Origin of the sequence: Rossellomorea vietnamensis (genome assembly GCF_008180615.1) — a bacterium.
In the GTDB taxonomy this organism is placed as follows: Bacteria; Bacillota; Bacilli; order Bacillales; family Bacillaceae_B; genus Rossellomorea; species Rossellomorea vietnamensis_D.
This window is the reverse complement of record NZ_VTEH01000002.1, coordinates 164,448-182,907: the sequence shown is the minus strand read 5'-3', so window position 1 is coordinate 182,907 and position 18,460 is coordinate 164,448. Positions and strand designations below refer to the sequence as shown.

At 43.2% G+C, this 18,460-nt stretch carries 14 protein-coding genes; 13 read left to right on the top strand and 1 reads right to left on the bottom strand.

Annotated elements, in window-relative coordinates; translation table 11 throughout:
* Positions 1-85: 85 nt before the first annotated feature.
* Positions 86-1,051, top strand: coding sequence for an arsenic resistance protein (locus FZC79_RS04210; RefSeq protein WP_148945600.1), 966 nt, complete (start codon positions 86-88; stop codon positions 1,049-1,051).
* 115 nt (positions 1,052-1,166) lie between these two features.
* Here FZC79_RS04210 and rnhC read toward each other — a convergent pair whose 3' ends face one another.
* Positions 1,167-2,096, bottom strand: a complete 930-nt coding sequence (rnhC, locus tag FZC79_RS04205) for a ribonuclease HIII (protein ID WP_148945599.1) — start codon at positions 2,094-2,096, stop codon at positions 1,167-1,169.
* Between the two features lie 181 nt (positions 2,097-2,277).
* Between rnhC and zapA the strand changes: the two genes are divergently transcribed.
* From zapA to cydC, 12 genes are all read left to right on the top strand, one after another.
* Positions 2,278-2,538: a cell division protein ZapA gene (gene zapA, locus FZC79_RS04200; protein ID WP_148945598.1), complete on the top strand. Its 261-nt coding sequence runs from the start codon at positions 2,278-2,280 to the stop codon at positions 2,536-2,538.
* A 7-nt stretch (positions 2,539-2,545) separates the two neighbouring features.
* Complete coding sequence (locus FZC79_RS04195; protein WP_148945597.1) at positions 2,546-3,088, top strand: CvpA family protein; 543 nt, start codon at positions 2,546-2,548, stop codon at positions 3,086-3,088.
* Between the two features lie 928 nt (positions 3,089-4,016).
* On the top strand, positions 4,017-5,738 hold the full coding sequence (gene polX, locus FZC79_RS04190; protein WP_148945596.1) for a DNA polymerase/3'-5' exonuclease PolX: 1,722 nt from the start codon (positions 4,017-4,019) through the stop codon (positions 5,736-5,738).
* A gap of 19 nt (positions 5,739-5,757) precedes the next feature.
* The gene (locus FZC79_RS04185; RefSeq protein ID WP_148945595.1) at positions 5,758-8,112 is read left to right on the top strand and encodes an endonuclease MutS2; all 2,355 of its coding nucleotides are present in this window, start codon (positions 5,758-5,760) and stop codon (positions 8,110-8,112) included.
* Between the two features lie 350 nt (positions 8,113-8,462).
* Positions 8,463-8,870: a DUF350 domain-containing protein gene (locus FZC79_RS04180; protein ID WP_148945594.1), complete on the top strand. Its 408-nt coding sequence runs from the start codon at positions 8,463-8,465 to the stop codon at positions 8,868-8,870.
* A gap of 250 nt (positions 8,871-9,120) precedes the next feature.
* On the top strand, positions 9,121-10,818 hold the full coding sequence (locus FZC79_RS04175) for a long-chain-fatty-acid--CoA ligase (protein WP_148945593.1): 1,698 nt from the start codon (positions 9,121-9,123) through the stop codon (positions 10,816-10,818).
* A gap of 187 nt (positions 10,819-11,005) precedes the next feature.
* Positions 11,006-11,593 (top strand): TetR/AcrR family transcriptional regulator, encoded by a 588-nt coding sequence (locus FZC79_RS04170; RefSeq protein WP_148945592.1) that lies wholly within the window; start codon positions 11,006-11,008, stop codon positions 11,591-11,593.
* Between the two features lie 26 nt (positions 11,594-11,619).
* Positions 11,620-12,393: an enoyl-CoA hydratase gene (locus tag FZC79_RS04165; RefSeq protein ID WP_148945591.1), complete on the top strand. Its 774-nt coding sequence runs from the start codon at positions 11,620-11,622 to the stop codon at positions 12,391-12,393.
* Positions 12,394-12,499: 106 nt separating this feature from the next.
* Positions 12,500-13,273, top strand: coding sequence for an electron transfer flavoprotein subunit beta/FixA family protein (locus tag FZC79_RS04160; RefSeq protein ID WP_148945590.1), 774 nt, complete (start codon positions 12,500-12,502; stop codon positions 13,271-13,273).
* Positions 13,274-13,367: 94 nt separating this feature from the next.
* Positions 13,368-14,348, top strand: coding sequence for an electron transfer flavoprotein subunit alpha/FixB family protein (locus FZC79_RS04155; protein WP_148945589.1), 981 nt, complete (start codon positions 13,368-13,370; stop codon positions 14,346-14,348).
* A 479-nt stretch (positions 14,349-14,827) separates the two neighbouring features.
* The gene (gene cydD, locus FZC79_RS04150; RefSeq protein WP_148945588.1) at positions 14,828-16,558 is read left to right on the top strand and encodes a thiol reductant ABC exporter subunit CydD; all 1,731 of its coding nucleotides are present in this window, start codon (positions 14,828-14,830) and stop codon (positions 16,556-16,558) included.
* Complete coding sequence (gene cydC, locus FZC79_RS04145) at positions 16,555-18,270, top strand: thiol reductant ABC exporter subunit CydC (RefSeq protein WP_148945587.1); 1,716 nt, start codon at positions 16,555-16,557, stop codon at positions 18,268-18,270. The genes cydD and cydC overlap by 4 nt, the downstream gene beginning before the upstream one ends.
* Positions 18,271-18,460: the final 190 nt, after the last annotated feature.

Below are 18,460 nucleotides of genomic sequence, written 5' to 3'. Positions count from 1 at the left end.
TTGGATGAATCATGGAGCATCTATTCAAATTGACGCTGTGTTATAATTTAAAAAAATTTTACAGCAGGTTGGGTTGTGATTCACTATGAACTTATTTGAAAAATTGTATACCATCATTATTTTCTCAGCAGTGATCATTGGCATAGTAATAGGGCAAGTGGAGTTTGTAAGGGCTTATGCAGGAAGTTTCATCGTTCCTTTGTTAGTTGTCATGCTCTATATCACTTTCTTGCAAATTCCTTTAGAGGAGATAAAGAAAGCTTTTAAAAATAGAAAGTTTACCTATACATCACTACTCATCAATTTTGTCTGGACCCCTTTGCTGGCGTGGATACTGGCGTTGGTCTTTTTAGATGGGCAGACTCCTTTATACATAGGCTTCATTATGCTGATGGTCACACCCTGTACGGATTGGTATTTAATTTTTACGGGTATTGCAAAAGGCAATGTAGCACTCTCTGCTGCCATCCTGCCATTGAATTTGATCCTGCAGGTACTGCTGCTGCCGATTTATCTTCTTATTTTTGAGGGAACCACCGGTGTCATCGAGATGCAATTTCTAGTGGAGAGCATTCTTCTGGTTTTAATTCTTCCTTTATTTTTAGCAGTTTTAACTAATTACCTTTTGAAAAACAGACAAGAATGGAGGGAAAATCTTATAACTAAACTGGCCGTATTTCCGGTGCTCTTCTTGAGTTTGGCCATTACTGCTATGTTTGCATCAAAAGGGGGACTGCTTCTGGATAATTTAAGTTTAATATGGAAAATTTTCATTCCGGTTATGTTATTCTTTATTATTAATTTTTTTGCGGGACAAAAAATTGGAAGAGTTATGGGATTCTCTTCCTCTGACAGAATCAGCTTAAGCTTGACGACCTTAGCTAGAAACTCGCCTATTGCTTTAGCGATTGCGATGACCGCCTTCCCGGACGAACCGTTAATCGCATTGACTTTAGTAATCGGTCCGTTATTAGAATTGCCAATCCTGGCAGTCGCAGCACAAGTATTATTGTTGTTGGGGCGGAATAGTAAAGGAACACAAAGTCTTTAAGCATCTAACTGAAATTTTTAGTATAAAAAGCAGTCCAATCTATTCTGATTGGACTGCTTGCAGTTGTGTTTTTTATTGATTCCCATTATATTTTACTGTCTAAGTAGCAATGGCCTCAATGCCTCGCAAGCTTTTGCGCCTTATCACTATTGGCGAAATGCCACTTTGTGATTTTTTTCAGTTCGTCAGCACCGGATTGGCGGATGATTCTGGCGGCAGTGACATCAACTTGCTTTCCAGCACCCTTTGGAATTTGGAATCCTGCAGCTGCGCTGAGTTTATCCATCTCTTTCACAAAGGCATATCGAGCCAGTATGGAAGCAGCGGCTACGGATAGGTGAATGCTTTCACCTTTTGTACTGAAGAGTACATTTTCCCTGTGGATTTCCTTTTGGCCAGCAAGGTATTTGTAATAAGTGTTTTCTTCTGCAAACTGGTCTATCAAAATAGCTTCAGGCTTCTCCGGCTCTATTTTTTGAAGCAGGTTAAGGATCGCCCTGTTGTGAAGCAGTGCTTTGATTTTTCCCTGAGACATTCCCTTCTCCTGGAGGTCATTATATTTTTCGTTATGACAAATGAGAAGGCTGTATGGAATGACAGAAAGCAGATCTTTTGCAATGGCTATGATTTTGTCATCGGTCAGGTTTTTGGAGTCCCGGACGCCAAGCTCCTTCAAGAGTGGTATTTGTTCTTTTTTTACATAAGCAGCAACGACCGTGATAGGGCCGAAGAAGTCGCCTGTTCCTACTTCATCCGAACCAAGAATCGACATGTCCGCGATATTGGCTGGAAGCTTAGGATTCGTTTTTGGTCTGCCGCTTTTGGCAGGGGATGCTGCTTCCGTTGAGCCCCATCTGCCTGCTTCTTCCTGGCCGCTTCCGCCTTGAAAAAGAACTTTCCCAGACCGGTAAGCTGTGATAGTGCATCCAGGTACTTTTGCAGTAAAAACCGACCCGGGGGGCAGTTTGCTTTGCAGATTGTTTTTATAATAAGTTTTCATTTCATTGATCTTTGATGTGGAGCATTGTAAAACTGTGTTTGCCACGTAGCCCATTCCCTTCTCCATAAAAGTGTTTCATATGTAAGGTTGAACTTAAATCATATCAAACTTTGGCTGCTTTTAGAATTGCGAACAAAATTAGACGTAAAATGACATTTTCTTTCCCATATTTATTACATTCATGTTATGATAATGTTTAGGATTCTTATGATGGGGGGCTTTCATGTTGTCTCAAGAACAAAAAAACCGTACAACTGTGGATATATATGGGACGCAATATGTTATTGTCGGTACTGAATCTACCAGCCATATCCGTCAGGTGGCTTCCTTGGTCGACGAAAAAATGAGAGAGATCAGCTCCATGAATTCTTCCCTGGATAAGAGCAAGCTTGCCGTACTCACTGCGGTGAACACGCTTCATGACAACCTTAAGCTGAAAGAGTACTGCGAAAGTCTGGAAGAAGAATTAAAAAAATTAAAGGATTGAAAATATTATGCTTGATTTAGCACTATTGATTATCCTCGTTTTCGGATTCTTTGTCGGATTGAGGAGAGGGTTTATCCTTCAGCTTGTACATATGACAGGTTTTATCATTTCATTTATCATTGCTTATATCTACTACGATCAGCTGGCACCAAAATTAACGTTATGGATTCCCTTTCCGGTGCTGGATGAAGAATCTACATTAAATATGCTTTTTGAAGCAACGAATCTGGACCAGTCTTATTATCGGGTCATTGCCTTTGCTATTATATTTTTTGCTGTCCGGATTGTATTTCAAATCCTCGGATCCATGCTTGATTTTGTTGCACACCTGCCGATCCTGAAACAATTGAATGTTTTGGGCGGGGGAATATTGGGTTTCATAGAAACCTATATTGTTGTTTTTATTTTATTATACATCGCGGCATTGCTGCCGATTTCCATGATTCAGACACTGTTGAATGATTCTGTACTTGCTGAATTCATGATAACCAATACACCGTTTTTATCCGACCAGGTTCAGGAATGGTGGATCCATTACGTATCAGAATAATTCTTTCTTTAGGGCTGGCCGGCTTGACCCGGCTGGTCCTTCTTTGTGTCTTTCCGGTGCTGAAATTAGTGTGATAACATTTTGGAGGAATATGAAAACACCTGAAAAAGAGCTAAGTAATGCGGCTGAAAAGGTGACATACTGTAAGTTGATAGGCGATTAAGGGCTGAGGAGCATGCTTAGCAGGGAAATTAAAAGGTGGAATCTTGGAATTAATATAGGGATTAGAGGTTGAATTCTAATCGGGGGAACCCAGGAGTTAGTAGTGTGACTAAGAGCTAAACACTATACTAAAAGGGGGGGACCCATGAGTTAGTAGTGTGATTAAGAGCTAAACACTATACTAAAAGGGGGGAACCCATGAGTTAGTAGTGTGATTAAGAGCTAAACACCATACTAAAAGGGTAAATCCAGGAGTTAGTAGTGTGATTAAGAGCTAAACACTATACTAAAAGGGGGGAACCCATGAGTTAGTAGTGTGATTAAGAGCTAAACACTATACTTAAAGGGTAAATCCATGAGTTAGTAGTGTGATTAAGAGCTAAACAACATACTAAAAGATGAAATCCCTGACTTATTGGTGTTTACTTCGGGAATGCACCTAAAATGCCACCCCCCAAAAAAAAAAAACGGCACGTTTCCCAAAATATAGTCCTATGTAATCTGAAAAAGACAGCATATCCAGCCCGCAACCGACCCTGAAATAGCAGAACCCTAAATCTAAGTACAACTCTCCGTAATTCAATCAATAAAATATACTACCCCATATCACCCCAGACCCTTCACCCATCAAACCATTCTCTCTCATCCAAGGTATCTCTTTTTCCCTTTGTGACCGTATTCTGATAGTATTAGTATTGGAGTCTGAAAATAGAGTCTCAAAAGAAATAGACATTACTCTGACAAATTTTAATAAGAGGGTGATCGAATGGCTGTCAACAAAAAGAATATTATAAAACTACTTGAAACAATTGCTATATATATGGAATTGAAAGGCGAGAACACGTTTAAGGTATCTGCATTCAGAAAAGCGGCCAATGCGCTTGAAACGGACGACAGAAGCTTGAGTGAAATCCAATCATTCACAGAGATAAATGGAATTGGAAAAGGAACAGCAGCTGTCATTGAAGAATACATCACTGATGAGAAATCAAATGTTCTGGAGGACCTTCAGAAAGAAGTTCCAGAAGGCCTTGTTCCCCTGTTGAAACTGCCTGGCCTTGGCGGGAAGAAGATTGCCAAGCTCTATCAGGAGCTGAACGTCACGAACATAGAGGATTTGAAGGATGTCTGCGAGGCGGGCAAAGTTTCGGCCTTGTCCGGTTTCGGCAAGAAGACGGAAGAAAAAATCCTTCAGGCGATTGAAAGTGCTGGCTCGCAGCCGGACCGTCTTCCGATTGCTTATATGCTTCCGATTGCTGAGAAAATCGAACAGACTCTTTCAGGAATGAAGGGAGTTAAAGAATTTTCACGAGCTGGAAGTTTAAGACGGATGAGGGAAACTGTCAAAGACTTGGATTTCATCATTGCCGTGGATGATGTCCAGACAGTGAAGGAACAGATTATGAGTCTTCCGGATATAAAAGATTCTGCGGCAGCGGGAGATACAAAAATCTCGCTTACTTTTCTATACGAATGGGAAGTATCCGTGGATTTCAGACTTGTAAAACCGGAAGAGTTTGCAACTGCTCTCCATCACTTTACTGGCTCAAAGGATCATAATGTCCGAATGAGGCAGATCGCGAAGGAAAGAGGCGAAAAGATCAGTGAGTACGGAGTCGAAAATGCTGAAACGGGTGGCATTGCGACATTCCGTTCTGAAGAGGAATTCTTCAGCCATTTCGGCCTGCCGTGGATTCCGCCTGAACTGAGGGAAGATGGCAGAGAAATCGACCGCTATACCAAAGACTATGGGCTGGTTGAATTGAAGGACATCCAAGGCGACCTTCATATGCACTCCACCTGGACAGATGGCGCCCATTCATTGGAGGAAATGGTTGAGGCTTGCAGAGAAAAAGGGTATAAATATATGGCATTCACTGATCACTCGCAGTATCTTAAAGTAGCGAACGGACTGACTGCCGAAAGACTATTGAAACAACGGGAAGAAATCAGCCAATTAAATGATAAATATGATGATATTACAATCCTTTCAGGTATCGAAATGGATATTCTCCCGGACGGTACACTGGATTACGAAGATGAAGTGCTCCAACAGATGGATCTCGTGATTGCTTCCATACACTCCAGTTTTACACAGTCACGTGATAAAATAATGGATCGTCTGAAGACAGCTCTTAAGAGTGCTCATGTCGATATCATCGCCCACCCGACTGGAAGGATCATCGGCAGGAGGGAAGGTTATGATGTGGATGTGGATATGCTGATCGAACTGGCAAAAGAGACTGGCACTGCGCTTGAACTTAATGCTAATCCAAACCGTCTGGACTTGTCTTCTGAAAATATCAAAAAGGCAGAGGAAGCCGGCGTCAAGATTGTCATCAATACAGATGCCCACAGCATGGACCATCTTCAATTCATGGAAGTTGGCGTCGGTGCAGCAAGAAGAGGCTGGGTAAAATCAAGTTCGGTCATCAACACCTATGAGAGTGATGACCTGTTGAAATTCTTAAATAGAAATGATGGATAGTTAGGGAGGAGTATACTCCATGAATGATAAAGTATTAAGGACGTTGGAATTTAATAAGGTAAAAGAACTTCTTTCAGGCTTTGCCGCTTCTGCACTTGGAAGAGAAAAGGCAGAAGCTCTTCAGCCTTCCACAACACTGGAAGAAGTAATCAGAATACAGGAAGAGACAGATGAAGCGGCCAGCATTCTGAGACTAAAAGGCCATGCACCGCTGGGAGGGATCTTTGATATCCGTCCTGCTGTGAAACGCGCTACAATCGGCGGCATGCTCAGCCCTCAGGAATTTGTGCAGGTAGCGAGCACCATTTATGCCAGCAGGCAGATCAGGCTTTTCATGGAGGATCTGAGAGAGGAAGAAATAGAGCTTCCGATCCTTTCTGAAAAAGTCAGCGAGATGACGGTTTTAACCCCTCTTGAACATAAAATCAGAGCGGTCGTCGACGAAAATGGGGGAATTCTGGATTCTGCCAGTGATTCCTTAAGGCAGATCCGCTCGCAGATCAGGGCAAATGAGGGCCGGATAAGAGAAAAACTTGAAAGAATGATCCGATCCAGCAATGCGCAGAAAATGCTTTCTGACGCGATCATCACAATAAGGAATGACCGGTATGTTATCCCGGTAAAGCAGGAATACCGCGGAAATTATGGAGGCATCATTCATGACCAGTCATCTTCAGGCCAGACCCTTTTCATTGAGCCTGAGGTTATTGTGACGCTTAATAACGCATTGCGTGAATTAAAGCTGAAAGAAGGGCTCGAAATCGAAAGAATCCTTACCGAATTGACGGTAGAGGTCAGCGGATATTCTGAGGATTTATTAACGATTGTCGCCACACTGGCCGATATAGATTTTATGTTTACTAAAGCAAAGTACGGAAAGTCCATTAAAGGTACTAAGCCTGAGATTAATGGCGAACAAGTACTGAAATTGAACAGGGCGCGGCATCCGATGCTCACGATTGAGGAAGCAGTCGCCAATGATATTGAATTAGGCAAAGACTTCAGTTCGATAGTCATCACCGGCCCGAATACTGGTGGTAAAACAGTGACATTGAAAACTGTCGGGCTGCTGACATTGATGGGGCAGGCGGGACTGCAGATTCCTGCTTTGGACGGCTCCGAGCTCGGTGTTTTTCAAAATGTCTACGCTGATATCGGTGATGAACAGTCGATAGAGCAAAGTTTGAGTACCTTCTCTTCACATATGGTGAATATTGTGGATATCCTAAACAAAGTCGACCACGAAAGCCTGGTTCTTTTCGATGAGCTTGGTGCTGGAACAGATCCGCAGGAAGGGGCGGCGCTGGCGATTTCCATCCTGGATGAAGTACATCAAAGAGGTGCGAAAGTCGTTGCTACTACCCACTATCCTGAACTGAAGGCTTATGGCTATAACCGGGAAGGTGTCATCAATGCCAGTGTGGAATTTGATGTAGAATCCCTGAGTCCAACCTATAAGCTTCTGATCGGAGTCCCGGGCCGAAGCAATGCGTTTGAGATCTCCAAGCGGCTTGGATTGGCCGACAGGGTCATTCACCGCGCCAAATCACACATCGGAACAGACAGCAAAGAAATTGAAAATATGATTGCTTCTCTCGAGAAAAGCAGGAAAGATGCTGAAGCTGATTATGATGAAGCACATGAACTTCTAAAGCAAGCGGATAAGATGCATAAAGACATGCAGAAACAAATGATGGAGTTTTATGATAAGCGTGACAGCTTATATGAAAAAGCCGAGGTGAAAGCCTCTCAAGTCGTTGAGAAAGCAAAAGAAGAAGCAGAAGGCGTTATCAGGGACCTCAGGAAAATGAGGCTGGAAAAAAGCGCTGATGTTAAAGAGCATGAGCTGATCGATGCCAGGAAAAGAATTGAAGGCGCTGCGCCGAACCTGGACAGAAGCAAACCGAAAAAAGCCGCTTCGAGCCAACGGGAGCTAAAACCGGGAGACGAAGTGAAGGTCCTTACGTTCGACCAAAAAGGGCATCTGGTTGAAAAAGTATCCTCAAAAGAGTGGCAGGTTCAAATGGGAATCATGAAGATGAAGGTAAAAGAATCCGATCTTGAGTTCATCCAGGCAGAGAAAAAGGTTGAAACCAAACCGCTGGCTACTGTCAAAGGAAAAGATTTTCACGTAGGCTTGGAACTGGATCTTAGGGGAGAAAGATTTGAAAATGCCCTGTCCAGAGTCGAAAAGTATATCGATGATGCCTTATTGGCAGGATATCCCCGTGTTTCCATCATCCATGGTAAAGGAACCGGCGCTCTCAGGCAGGGAGTGCAGGAATACTTGAAAAACCACCGCTCTGTCAAAAGGGTCCGTCTTGGCGAAGCGGGCGAAGGCGGAACCGGTGTCAGTGTAGTGGAATTTAAGTAGAGAAGCGGGCCTTGAGCTGGCGGGAGCTTCCGCTGTTTATGCATTCCAGTTCAGCGGCCGAGGGCCCGTACCCACTGGAACGGACTTAGCCCCCCCAGGGTCAAATAACACGGAGAGAATAAAAGGAAAAACCGCCTTTTTTTCTCTTTGGAACATTTGCCTGTCGGGGCTGATCAGGCCGCTTTCACTTTTTATGCAATCTAGTTCCAGCGCCTAGCCCCTCGGGGTCAAATAACCTCAAGAGAATAAAAGGAAAAACCGCCTTTTATTCCCTTGAGAACATTTGCCTGTCGGGGCTGATCAGGCCGCTTTCACTTTTTATACATTAAATCATTTAAGGGTGTTTAGGGATGGAAAACTTTTGGGAAAATGAATTTATTCAGACGGCTGGTTATTACAGTGTTGTCGTACTGTTTCTTGTGCTGTTCCTTTCCATTTTCGAACTTGTTACGAAGTACAACAATTGGGAAGAAATAAAAAAAGGAAACATAGCGGTGGCTATGGCTACAGGCGGAAAGATTTTTGGTATCGCCAATATCTTCAGGCATTCGATTGCTGAAAACGATACTTTGATTACAACCATCGGGTGGGGAGTTTTTGGTTTCTTCCTGCTTTTAACCGGGTACTTCATTTATGAATTTATGACACCTAAGTTTAAAATTGATGAAGAAATAGAGAAAGACAATCGGGCAGTAGGGTTTATTTCCCTTGTCATTTCAGTCGGCCTGTCTTATGTCATAGGAGCGGGCATCTCATAAGGAGAGAGAAATGGAAACATTAGCAAAAGTATTATTGGGACTTTGTGCCGTGTTTATAATTGTGGGTATCCTTTACATGGTTTTCTTCGTGTAAAGGGCAAAAAGGAGAGCGGCTGCTGCCGTTCTCTTTTTCATATTTTTGAAATATACATGGTTTATTAAAGGAATTGAAATTGTATCAATAGTAAAGATATACTATAATAGCATAAAGAATTAAAATTTTCTAAAAATTAAAAAGGGGGGAAACATTATGGAAAAACCATGGCTGGAATTATATCCGGAAGAAATCAAGAAAGAACTGGATTATACACCTAAGCCGCTGCAGGACTATCTGACGAAAGCAGCAGAACTTTATCCCGATAAGTCCGCTATCCACTTCATGGGAAAGGAAATCAACTACCGGGACCTTTATAATTCCGCATTGAAGTTTGCCAATTACCTCAAAACTCTGGGAGTTGAAAAAGGGGACCGGGTGGCAATCATGCTGCCTAACACCCCGCAATCAGTCATTGGCTATTATGGAGTCCTTTACGCAGGAGGAGTCGTCGTTCAAACTAATCCGCTCTATATGGAGAGGGAAATCGAGTATCAGATGAAGGATTCAGGTGCCAAAGTCATCCTTACAATGGATATCCTTTTTCCAAAGGTGACAAAAGTAATGAAAGAGACTTCTTTGCAGCATGTAATTGTAACCGCTATCAAAGACTATCTGCCGTTTCCTAAGAATTTGATTTATCCTTTTATTCAAAAGAAGCAGTATAACATTGTCGTGAAGGTAGAGCCATCTGAGAAGAATCATCTTTTTACAGATATCATGAAAACGGCGGATAGCACTCCTATTGATATTCCACTTGATTTTGAAGAAGACCTGGCACTGCTTCAATATACGGGAGGAACAACAGGATTTCCCAAAGGAGTCATGCTGACTCATAAAAATCTTGTTTCCAATGCCATGATGTGCGACACCTGGCTTTACAAGTGTAAAAAAGGAGAAGAAATTGTTCTCGGCATTCTCCCATTCTTTCATGTATATGGTATGACCACCGTCATGATCCTTTCTGTCATGCAGGGATACAAAATGGTGCTGCTTCCTAAATTTGATGCAGAAACCACGCTGAAAACAATCCAGAAGCAAAAGCCTACTTTGTTTCCTGGTGCACCGACCATTTACATTGGGTTATTGAATCATCCTAATTTGAAGAAGTACGACTTATCTTCCATTGACTCTTGTATCAGCGGCTCTGCCCCGCTTCCTGTGGAAGTACAGCAGAAATTTGAAGAAGTAACCGGCGGAAAATTAGTGGAAGGCTACGGACTGACTGAATCGTCGCCTGTCACTCACTCCAACTTCCTGTGGGACAGGGAAAGGGTGAAAGGAAGCATAGGCATACCTTGGCCTGATACAGATGCAGCTGTTTTTTCAATGGAAACCGGCGAAAAGCTTCCTCCGAATGAAATCGGCGAAATTTGCGTGAAAGGTCCGCAAGTCATGAAAGGCTATTGGAACCGTCCGGAAGAAACAGAAATGACTCTGAAAGATGGATGGCTGCTTACAGGTGACCTGGGATATATGGATGAACGAGGCTATTTCTACGTAGTGGACCGGAAGAAAGATATGATCATTGCCGGAGGCTTCAACATTTATCCAAGGGAAATTGAAGAAGTACTGTATGAACACCCTGACGTTCAAGAGGTTGTCGCAGCGGGGATTCCCGATCCTTACCGAGGTGAAACCGTAAAGGCATACATTGTCCTTAAGGAGAATTCCAAACTGACGGAGGAAGATCTGGATTCATTTGCAAGGAAGCATCTTGCTGCTTACAAAGTACCAAGAATTTATGAATTCCGTGATGAACTTCCGAAAACGGCTGTAGGTAAAATCCTGCGAAGGGCCTTGGTCGATGAGGAAAAAAACAAATTAAAAGAGAACGATGAAAAACTCGGTTAATTTCATTTGGAAAATACACAACTTCATACTAGAATAGGTAATGGAAAAATCATTGAGGCGGCCACCAGGCCTTTCTTTTTAAAAGAGATGTGGACAAGGATATTCTTCTTGACTTTTTTTCTCTCGCATTTTATGATGAATTTATGAATGAATAGTCATTCATTATTTCTTAGAGGCAGGGCATGATATGAAAAGAGACAAACCGAAGTACAAACAAATTATTGATGCCGCTGTAATAGTGATTGCTGAAAATGGATACCACCAGGCCCAGGTTTCAAGGATAGCAAAACAGGCCGGGGTAGCGGATGGAACCATATATCTTTACTTCAAAAATAAAGAAGATATCCTGATTTCACTTTTTCGTGAAAAGATGGGAATGTTTGTCGAAAAAATTGAAGAAGTTATAGCAGGAAAACGCACAGCAGCGGAGAAGTTATTAGTGATGATAGAAAATCATTGTAAGATTTTGTCGGAAGACCACCATCTGGCAATCGTCACCCAGCTGGAGCTGAGGCAGTCCAACAAGGACATACGTTTGAAAATCAATGAGGTCCTTAAAGGCTACCTGACCGTCATAGACAAGATTTTGATAGAAGGCATCCAGTCAGGGGAATTTTCGAAAGATCTCGATATACGCCTTGCACGACAGATGATTTTCGGCACTATCGATGAAATGCTTACCAATTGGGTCATGAATGAACAAAAATATGACCTGGCAGCACAAGTTCCTGCGATACATAAACTGCTGCTGAACGGCTGCGGTTCAAGGAACTGAAGTATTGTGTAAGGGAGGAAGACTAGATGCAGTATCTAAGTTTCAAGATTGAAAATCAGGCAGCGTTCGTTACAATTCAGCGTCCTCCTGCAAATGCTCTTGCCAGTGACTTAATTATCGAACTGGACGAACTGATGGATGAGCTGGAGAAGAATGAAGAAGCAAGAGTCATCCTGCTGCATGGTGAAGGCAGATTCTTTTCTGCAGGAGCAGATATTAAAGAGTTCACAAAAGTGGAAAGCGGAGAGGATTTCTCGAAGCTTTCCAAAAGAGGCCAGGACCTTTTTGAACGCATGGAAAATTTCCCTAAACCAATCATTGCCGCCATTCATGGTGCTGCATTGGGAGGGGGCCTTGAACTGGCGATGGGCTGCCATATCCGCCTTGTCGGTGAAAATGCGAAACTGGGGCTTCCTGAGCTGCAGTTAGGGCTTGTTCCCGGATTTGCCGGGTCTCAGCGCCTTGCTAAGTTTGTCGGATCTGCGAAGGCCGCGGAGATGCTGCTCACAAGTGAACCAATTTCCGGAAAGGAAGCGGTTCAATGGGGATTGGCCAATAGAGCATACCCGGATGATGAAGTCCTTCAGCATGCGAAAGAAATGGCGTTCAGTATTGCGAAGAAGAGCCCTGTGGCAATGAAAGCTGCTTTGGAACTTCTGAGCTTTTCCAAACATGAACGCTTTTATGAGGGTGTCAGACGGGAAGCGGAGTTATTCGGAGATGTATTCGTTTCCGAGGATGGCCAGGAAGGCATCAAGGCATTCATTGAAAAGCGTACACCTGAATTCAAGGGCAGATAAGCCGGGCTCCCGGCTTTTCCTTGAATCACAGGTAAAAATTTTTACTTTAAATATTTTCAATCTTTTTAACCGATTGAAAGTTTGAAATTTTAGGAGGGAACTAGAAATGAACATCTACGTATTAATGAAAAGAACTTTCGATACTGAAGAAAAAATCAGTATTTCAAATGGCCAAATCAGTGAAGATGGTGCGGAATTCATCATCAATCCTTACGATGAATATGCGATAGAGGAAGCAATCCAGGTCCGTGACGAGCACGGCGGAGAAATCACAGTTGTCACTGTCGGCGGTGAAGAAGGTGAGAAACAGCTTCGTACTGCTCTGGCAATGGGAGCTGATAAAGCGGTACTCATCAACACAGAAGATGATGTGGAAAACGGCGATCAATTCACTACAGCCAAAATCCTTGCCGAATACTTAAAAGACAAGGAAGCAGATTTAATCCTTGCCGGAAATGTTGCCATTGATGGCGGATCAGGCCAGGTTGGACCACGAGTAGCGGAACAACTGGATATCCCTTATGTAACCACTATCACAAGCCTTGAAATCAACGGAGGAACTGTAACGGTTGTCCGCGACGTAGAAGGCGATTCCGAAACAATCGAAACATCACTTCCTTTACTCGTAACAGCACAGCAGGGGCTGAATGAACCGAGATACCCTTCTTTGCCTGGTATCATGAAAGCAAAGAAGAAACCATTAGATGAAATTGAAATCGATGATTTAGATCTTGAAGAAGAAGATGTTGAGGCAAAGACAAAAACGATTGAAATCTTCCTGCCGCCTGAGAAGGAAGCGGGTAAAATCCTTGAAGGTGAGCTTGAAGACCAAGTGAAAGAACTGGTCGGACTGCTTCACACACAAGCCAAAGTCGTTTAATACAAGGGAAAAGCCGCTGACCTGCTAAAAGCAGCTATAAGCGAACGATCCTAAAATACAATCAACAGATCATTCACTCAGGAGGTAATCGGACATGGCAAGAAAAGTATTGGTACTTGGAGAAGCGCGTGACAACGCATTGAGAAACGTTTCTTTCGAAGCAATTGCTGCAGGTAAGACAATTGCTGAGGGCGGAGAAGTAGTTGGAGTTTTATTAGGCAGTTCTGTAAGCGCTTTAGGAAATGAATTGATTCAATATGGAGCTGACCGCGTAATCGTGGTTGAGGATGAAAAGCTGGAGCAGTATACTTCCGATGGTTATTCTCAAGCATTGATGGCTGTCCTTGATCAGGAAAGCCCAGAGGGAATCATTTTTGGCCACACAGCACTTGGAAAAGATCTTGCTCCTAAGATTGCGAGCAAATTAGGTTCAGGTCTGATTTCCGATGCCACTTCTCTTGAAGAGGCAGGCGGAAACCTAGTATTCACACGCCCGATCTTTTCCGGTAAAGCATTTGAAAAGAAAATTGTAACAGACGGATTGATTTTCGCGACAATCCGCCCGAACAATATTGATCCACTTGAAAAAGATGAATCCAGAAGTGGTGATGTAAGTTCTGTTTCTGTGGATATCAAGGACCTTCGTGCAATCATCAAAGATGTTGTCCGAAAAGCAACGGATGGTGTAGATCTGTCTGAAGCGAAAGTCGTCATCGCAGGAGGGCGCGGGGTGAAAAGCACAGATGGCTTCGGCCCGCTAAAAGAGCTTGCCGATGTATTAGGCGGAGCTGTTGGGGCTTCTCGTGGTGCATGTGATGCGGACTATTGCGATTACTCACTGCAAATCGGGCAGACGGGTAAGGTTGTTACTCCTGACTTGTATATTGCCTGCGGTATCTCAGGTGCCATTCAGCATTTGGCCGGTATGTCCAACTCCAAGGTGATTGTTGCCATCAACAAAGATCCTGAAGCAAGCATCTTCAATGTAGCAGACTACGGAATCGTGGGAGACTTGTTCGAAGTGGTACCGATGTTGACGGAAGAATTCAAGAAATTAAAGGTTTCTTCTTCTTAATCAACAGTCTGTAAGCTGACTTTGAAATTCATTTTGAAAAATGATTTTAATTAAAATAGAGAAAGCATCCGTGAAAGTGACGGGTGCTTTTTTGTGTGTTTCTGGGGTTTCTATATTGTTTTTTTAAGGAATAGAGAGAAGTAGAGCTCTGTACTGGTTTCTAAGAATGAGCGGCTCAAAGACAAATATAATAGTCGTGTAAAAAAATTCTGTTTTTATATATTATTTTAGGGAGTATACCGCCTATTAAGGAAGAGGAAGTGCCGAGATAACGGCTGGCAATAAGAGCAAGCTGGCATTGTACAATGAAGACTAACAATACATCCAATATTAAAAGGTACATAGCGAAGAATCTAGTCGCTCAAACCCTCTCAGATGAATTTCTCCTGATAATTATGTATAATGACATTATAAAATTGTGAATATATTCACAAACATTCTAAGCAGATTCTTCTTTTAAGATAGGAGATTTTTAAAATATGAATATATTAAACCCATTTTTGAAACACCATAGAAGAACATTAATATTTTTGGGAATCACAGCAATCCTTACAGGGTTAAGTATCATCACTCAGGCATATTTAATTGTGACTGTGGTTGACCGGGTCTTCCTTCAAGGACAAACATTCACGGATGTAGTTCCTTTTTTGGGCTGGCTAGCGCTTGTGCTGCTGGTCAGGGTCTTGCTGAACTTTGGCAGCGGACGAGCAGGTGCAAGGATGGCTTCTAAGGTGAAAGACAGCTTTCGGCAGAGGCTGCTGGCTAAATTCACTAGGAATCCAATTCAGGCTTCTCTTCAAGGCCAGTCCGGTCGAAAGGTGAGCGTTATTCTGGATGCAGTGGATGAGATTGACAGCTATTTCAGCCGTTACATACCTCAGGTCATCCAGACCTCGATTATTCCGCTTATAATTCTTGCTGCCGCGTTCACCCAGCATATTTCAACAGGGCTGCTGATGATGATTACAGCCCCGTTCATTCCCTTGTTTTTTATCATTATCGGAATGAAAACGCAGAAAAAATCAGAAGAGCAATTGGAGAAAATGTCGGCTTTCTCCGGGAAGTTTCTGGACACACTTCAAGGCTTGACGACCTTGAAATTATTCGGGCAGTCTGCGAGACAACAAGAGGCCATTCGGGAAAGCAGTCACGGTTTTAGGGATGCCACTATGGATGTGCTGAAGGTGGCCTTTATTTCTTCCTTGATGCTTGAGTATATTTCCATGCTTGGAATCGGTCTGATTGCCCTTGAACTGGGACTTCGGCTTGTTGTTTTTGAAAGTGTGGAATTCTTCACTGCATTCTTTTTGCTGGTCCTGGCACCGGAGTTTTATGCAGCGATCAAAGAACTTGGCAGTGCCTTTCACACGGGCAGAGGCAGTCTGGGTGCTGCAAATAAAATCAAGGAGGAGCTCGATAGACCGGATCTCCCTGTCAAATGGGGAGAGAAGGAACTGGCGGTTTCAACTCCTCCTACAATCAGCATAAAGGATATAGGTTTTAAATATGAAGATGGGGGATTCCAATTAAAAAGCTTCTCTGCCGATATAAAACCTTATACAAAAACGGCGGTAGTCGGGCGCAGCGGTTCAGGAAAGTCAACTCTTCTTCACTTGCTTGCCGGACTTGCAGCTCCCTCTCAAGGACAGATTGAAATTGATCAGCAGCCTCTTTCGACCTATACCGAAGAATCCTGGTTGAATGAAATTAGTTATATTTCCCAAAGACCTTATGTATTTTCAGGTACTATCGCAGAAAACATTGCGATTGGAGCGAAAAAACACTCAAGCCGGCAGGAGATTGTAAAAGCTGCTGAAAAAGCCGGATTGTCAGAGATGGCTGAGGAGCTTGATCAGGGGTACGATACCCGGGTAGGTGAAGGCGGCCGAGGCTTATCGGGAGGAGAGAAACAGCGTCTAGCCATTGCGAGGGCTTTCTTGAAGGACCCTGCCGTCATCTTATTTGATGAGCCGACGACAGGGCTGGATTTAACAACAGAACGAATTTTACAGAAATCGATCGAAGAGCTTTCAGAGAGGGCGACGGTCATCACCGTGGCTCATAGACTGCATACCATCAAAGATGCTGATTTGATTCTGTTCATGGAAAATGGAGAGTTAATAGGGAGCGGCACACATGAAGAACTGATTGAAAAAGTTTCGGAATATCGCAGCATGGTGTCAGTTCAGCAGGGGGGGGATTCAGAATGAAAGATCTGATGCATGTTATGAAGGAAGTCGGCCGTGAAAGAAAAGATATCCTGCTTTCGATTTTATTCGGGGTTTTAGCGGGAATTACAGCGGTGGGCCTCTTTGCTTCCAGCGGATACTTGATTTCCAAGGCGGCTTTCGTTCCGCCTCTGTATGCGTTAACTGTCATGATTGCTTTATTGAAGTTTTTTGGACTGGCGCGTGCTGGCAGCCGTTATGGAGAACGTTTATACTCCCATCGGGCCACTTTTTCGATTTTAAGCAACCTGAGAGTTGATTTCTTTAAAAGGCTTGAACCCCTGGCACCCGGCATTTATCAAAAATACCGGAGTGGAGATTTGCTATCGAGGATTGTAGGGGATGTGGAGAGTCTTCAAAACTTTTTCCTGCGTGTGTATTACCCTCCCATTGTCCTGGTCATCGTGTTTTTAAGCACGATAGTCTTCATGATGTTTTTCTCTGTATACATTGCTTTGGTAATGGTTATAGGGCTGATACTGACATCACTGGTTGTGCCAGCAATATTTGCATACAGAAAGCGCAGGCTGGATTATCGTTTGCGTGAGCGGAGAGGAAGCCTTTCTACAGAAGCGGCAGAGATTTTCTATGGATTCCGGGAATTGAAATTGTATCAGCGTTTAGAGGAAAAAGAAGAGATGTTGAAAGATTCCTCCCTAAAATATATCGAAGAGCAAGAGCGCGAATCCGTTCAATTAATGTTCAATCAGTCTGTAAATTCAGCAGTATCTCTTATGGTGTCGTGGGTTGTCCTTGCACTTGGTGCGTTTTTCGTGACAGAAGGACAGCTTGAAGGCGTATTTTTGGCAATGCTTGTTATGGTCTCTTTGACTGTATTTGAAAATGCCGCTCCGATGGCAGCCCTGCCCGGCCATTTGGAAGAGAGCCGCACAGCCTCCCGGCGTTTGTATTCTGTAGTAAAGGATGAGCCGGTTTTACCTTCTGCCCCAATCGCGAGGCTGCCAGAATCTCAATCTTTATCTGTGGAATTCCAGGAGTTGTCTTACCACTTCGAAGGAGAAAGCCGCAGGGCGTTGAATGAGGTGAGCTTTCAGTTGCCGGAGGGTTCAAAAACGGCTATTGTTGGCCCCAGTGGATCTGGTAAATCAACGGTGTTGATGATGCTGCTCAAAGTGCTTCATGCTGCCGAAGGAGAGATTAGGATTGGAAACCATCCGCTTACTCATGTGGATGAGCACGATCTTTGGTCGAAATCCAACGTAGTATTGCAGGATAACCATTTCTTTTACGGAACTATCCGGGAAAACCTGAAATTGGCGCAAACTGATAAAACAGATGAAGAATTAATGAAAGTCCTTGAAAAAGTCCAGTTAGCTCATTTTAATCTTGACAGCGAAGTTCTCGAACGCGGGGAAAATTTGTCAGGCGGTGAAAAACAGCGGCTTGCCATTGCCCGTGCCATGTTAAAGGGAGGGCGTCTATGGATATTGGACGAACCTACATCTTCAATAGATGCGCTGACAGAGAAGATTATTTATGAAGAGCTTTTTAAACAAGCAGCGGATGATACACTCGTGCTGGTCAGCCACCGCTTAACGGGACTGGAGAAAATGGATCAAATTATTGTGATGGAAAAAGGACAGGTTGTGGAAAGCGGAACATTTGCTGAATTGATGGCAAAGCAAGGGTATTTCTTTGCTATGAAGGAGATTGAAAGAAGTGTATTTGCTTAAGGCAGTAGTGAAGGAACGGATTTCCTGACGTCTTAAAATCAGTCATTCCACTTTATATGGTAAGAACTAATTTTCTATTTTCGCCATATAAAGGTACCATAGTGGTCATTATCTGTTGAAGATACCCTTTTCTGAAATGCTATCTTGCTTTATCACCTTCAACGCAGGTGATTTGCGCTCAGGAGTATGG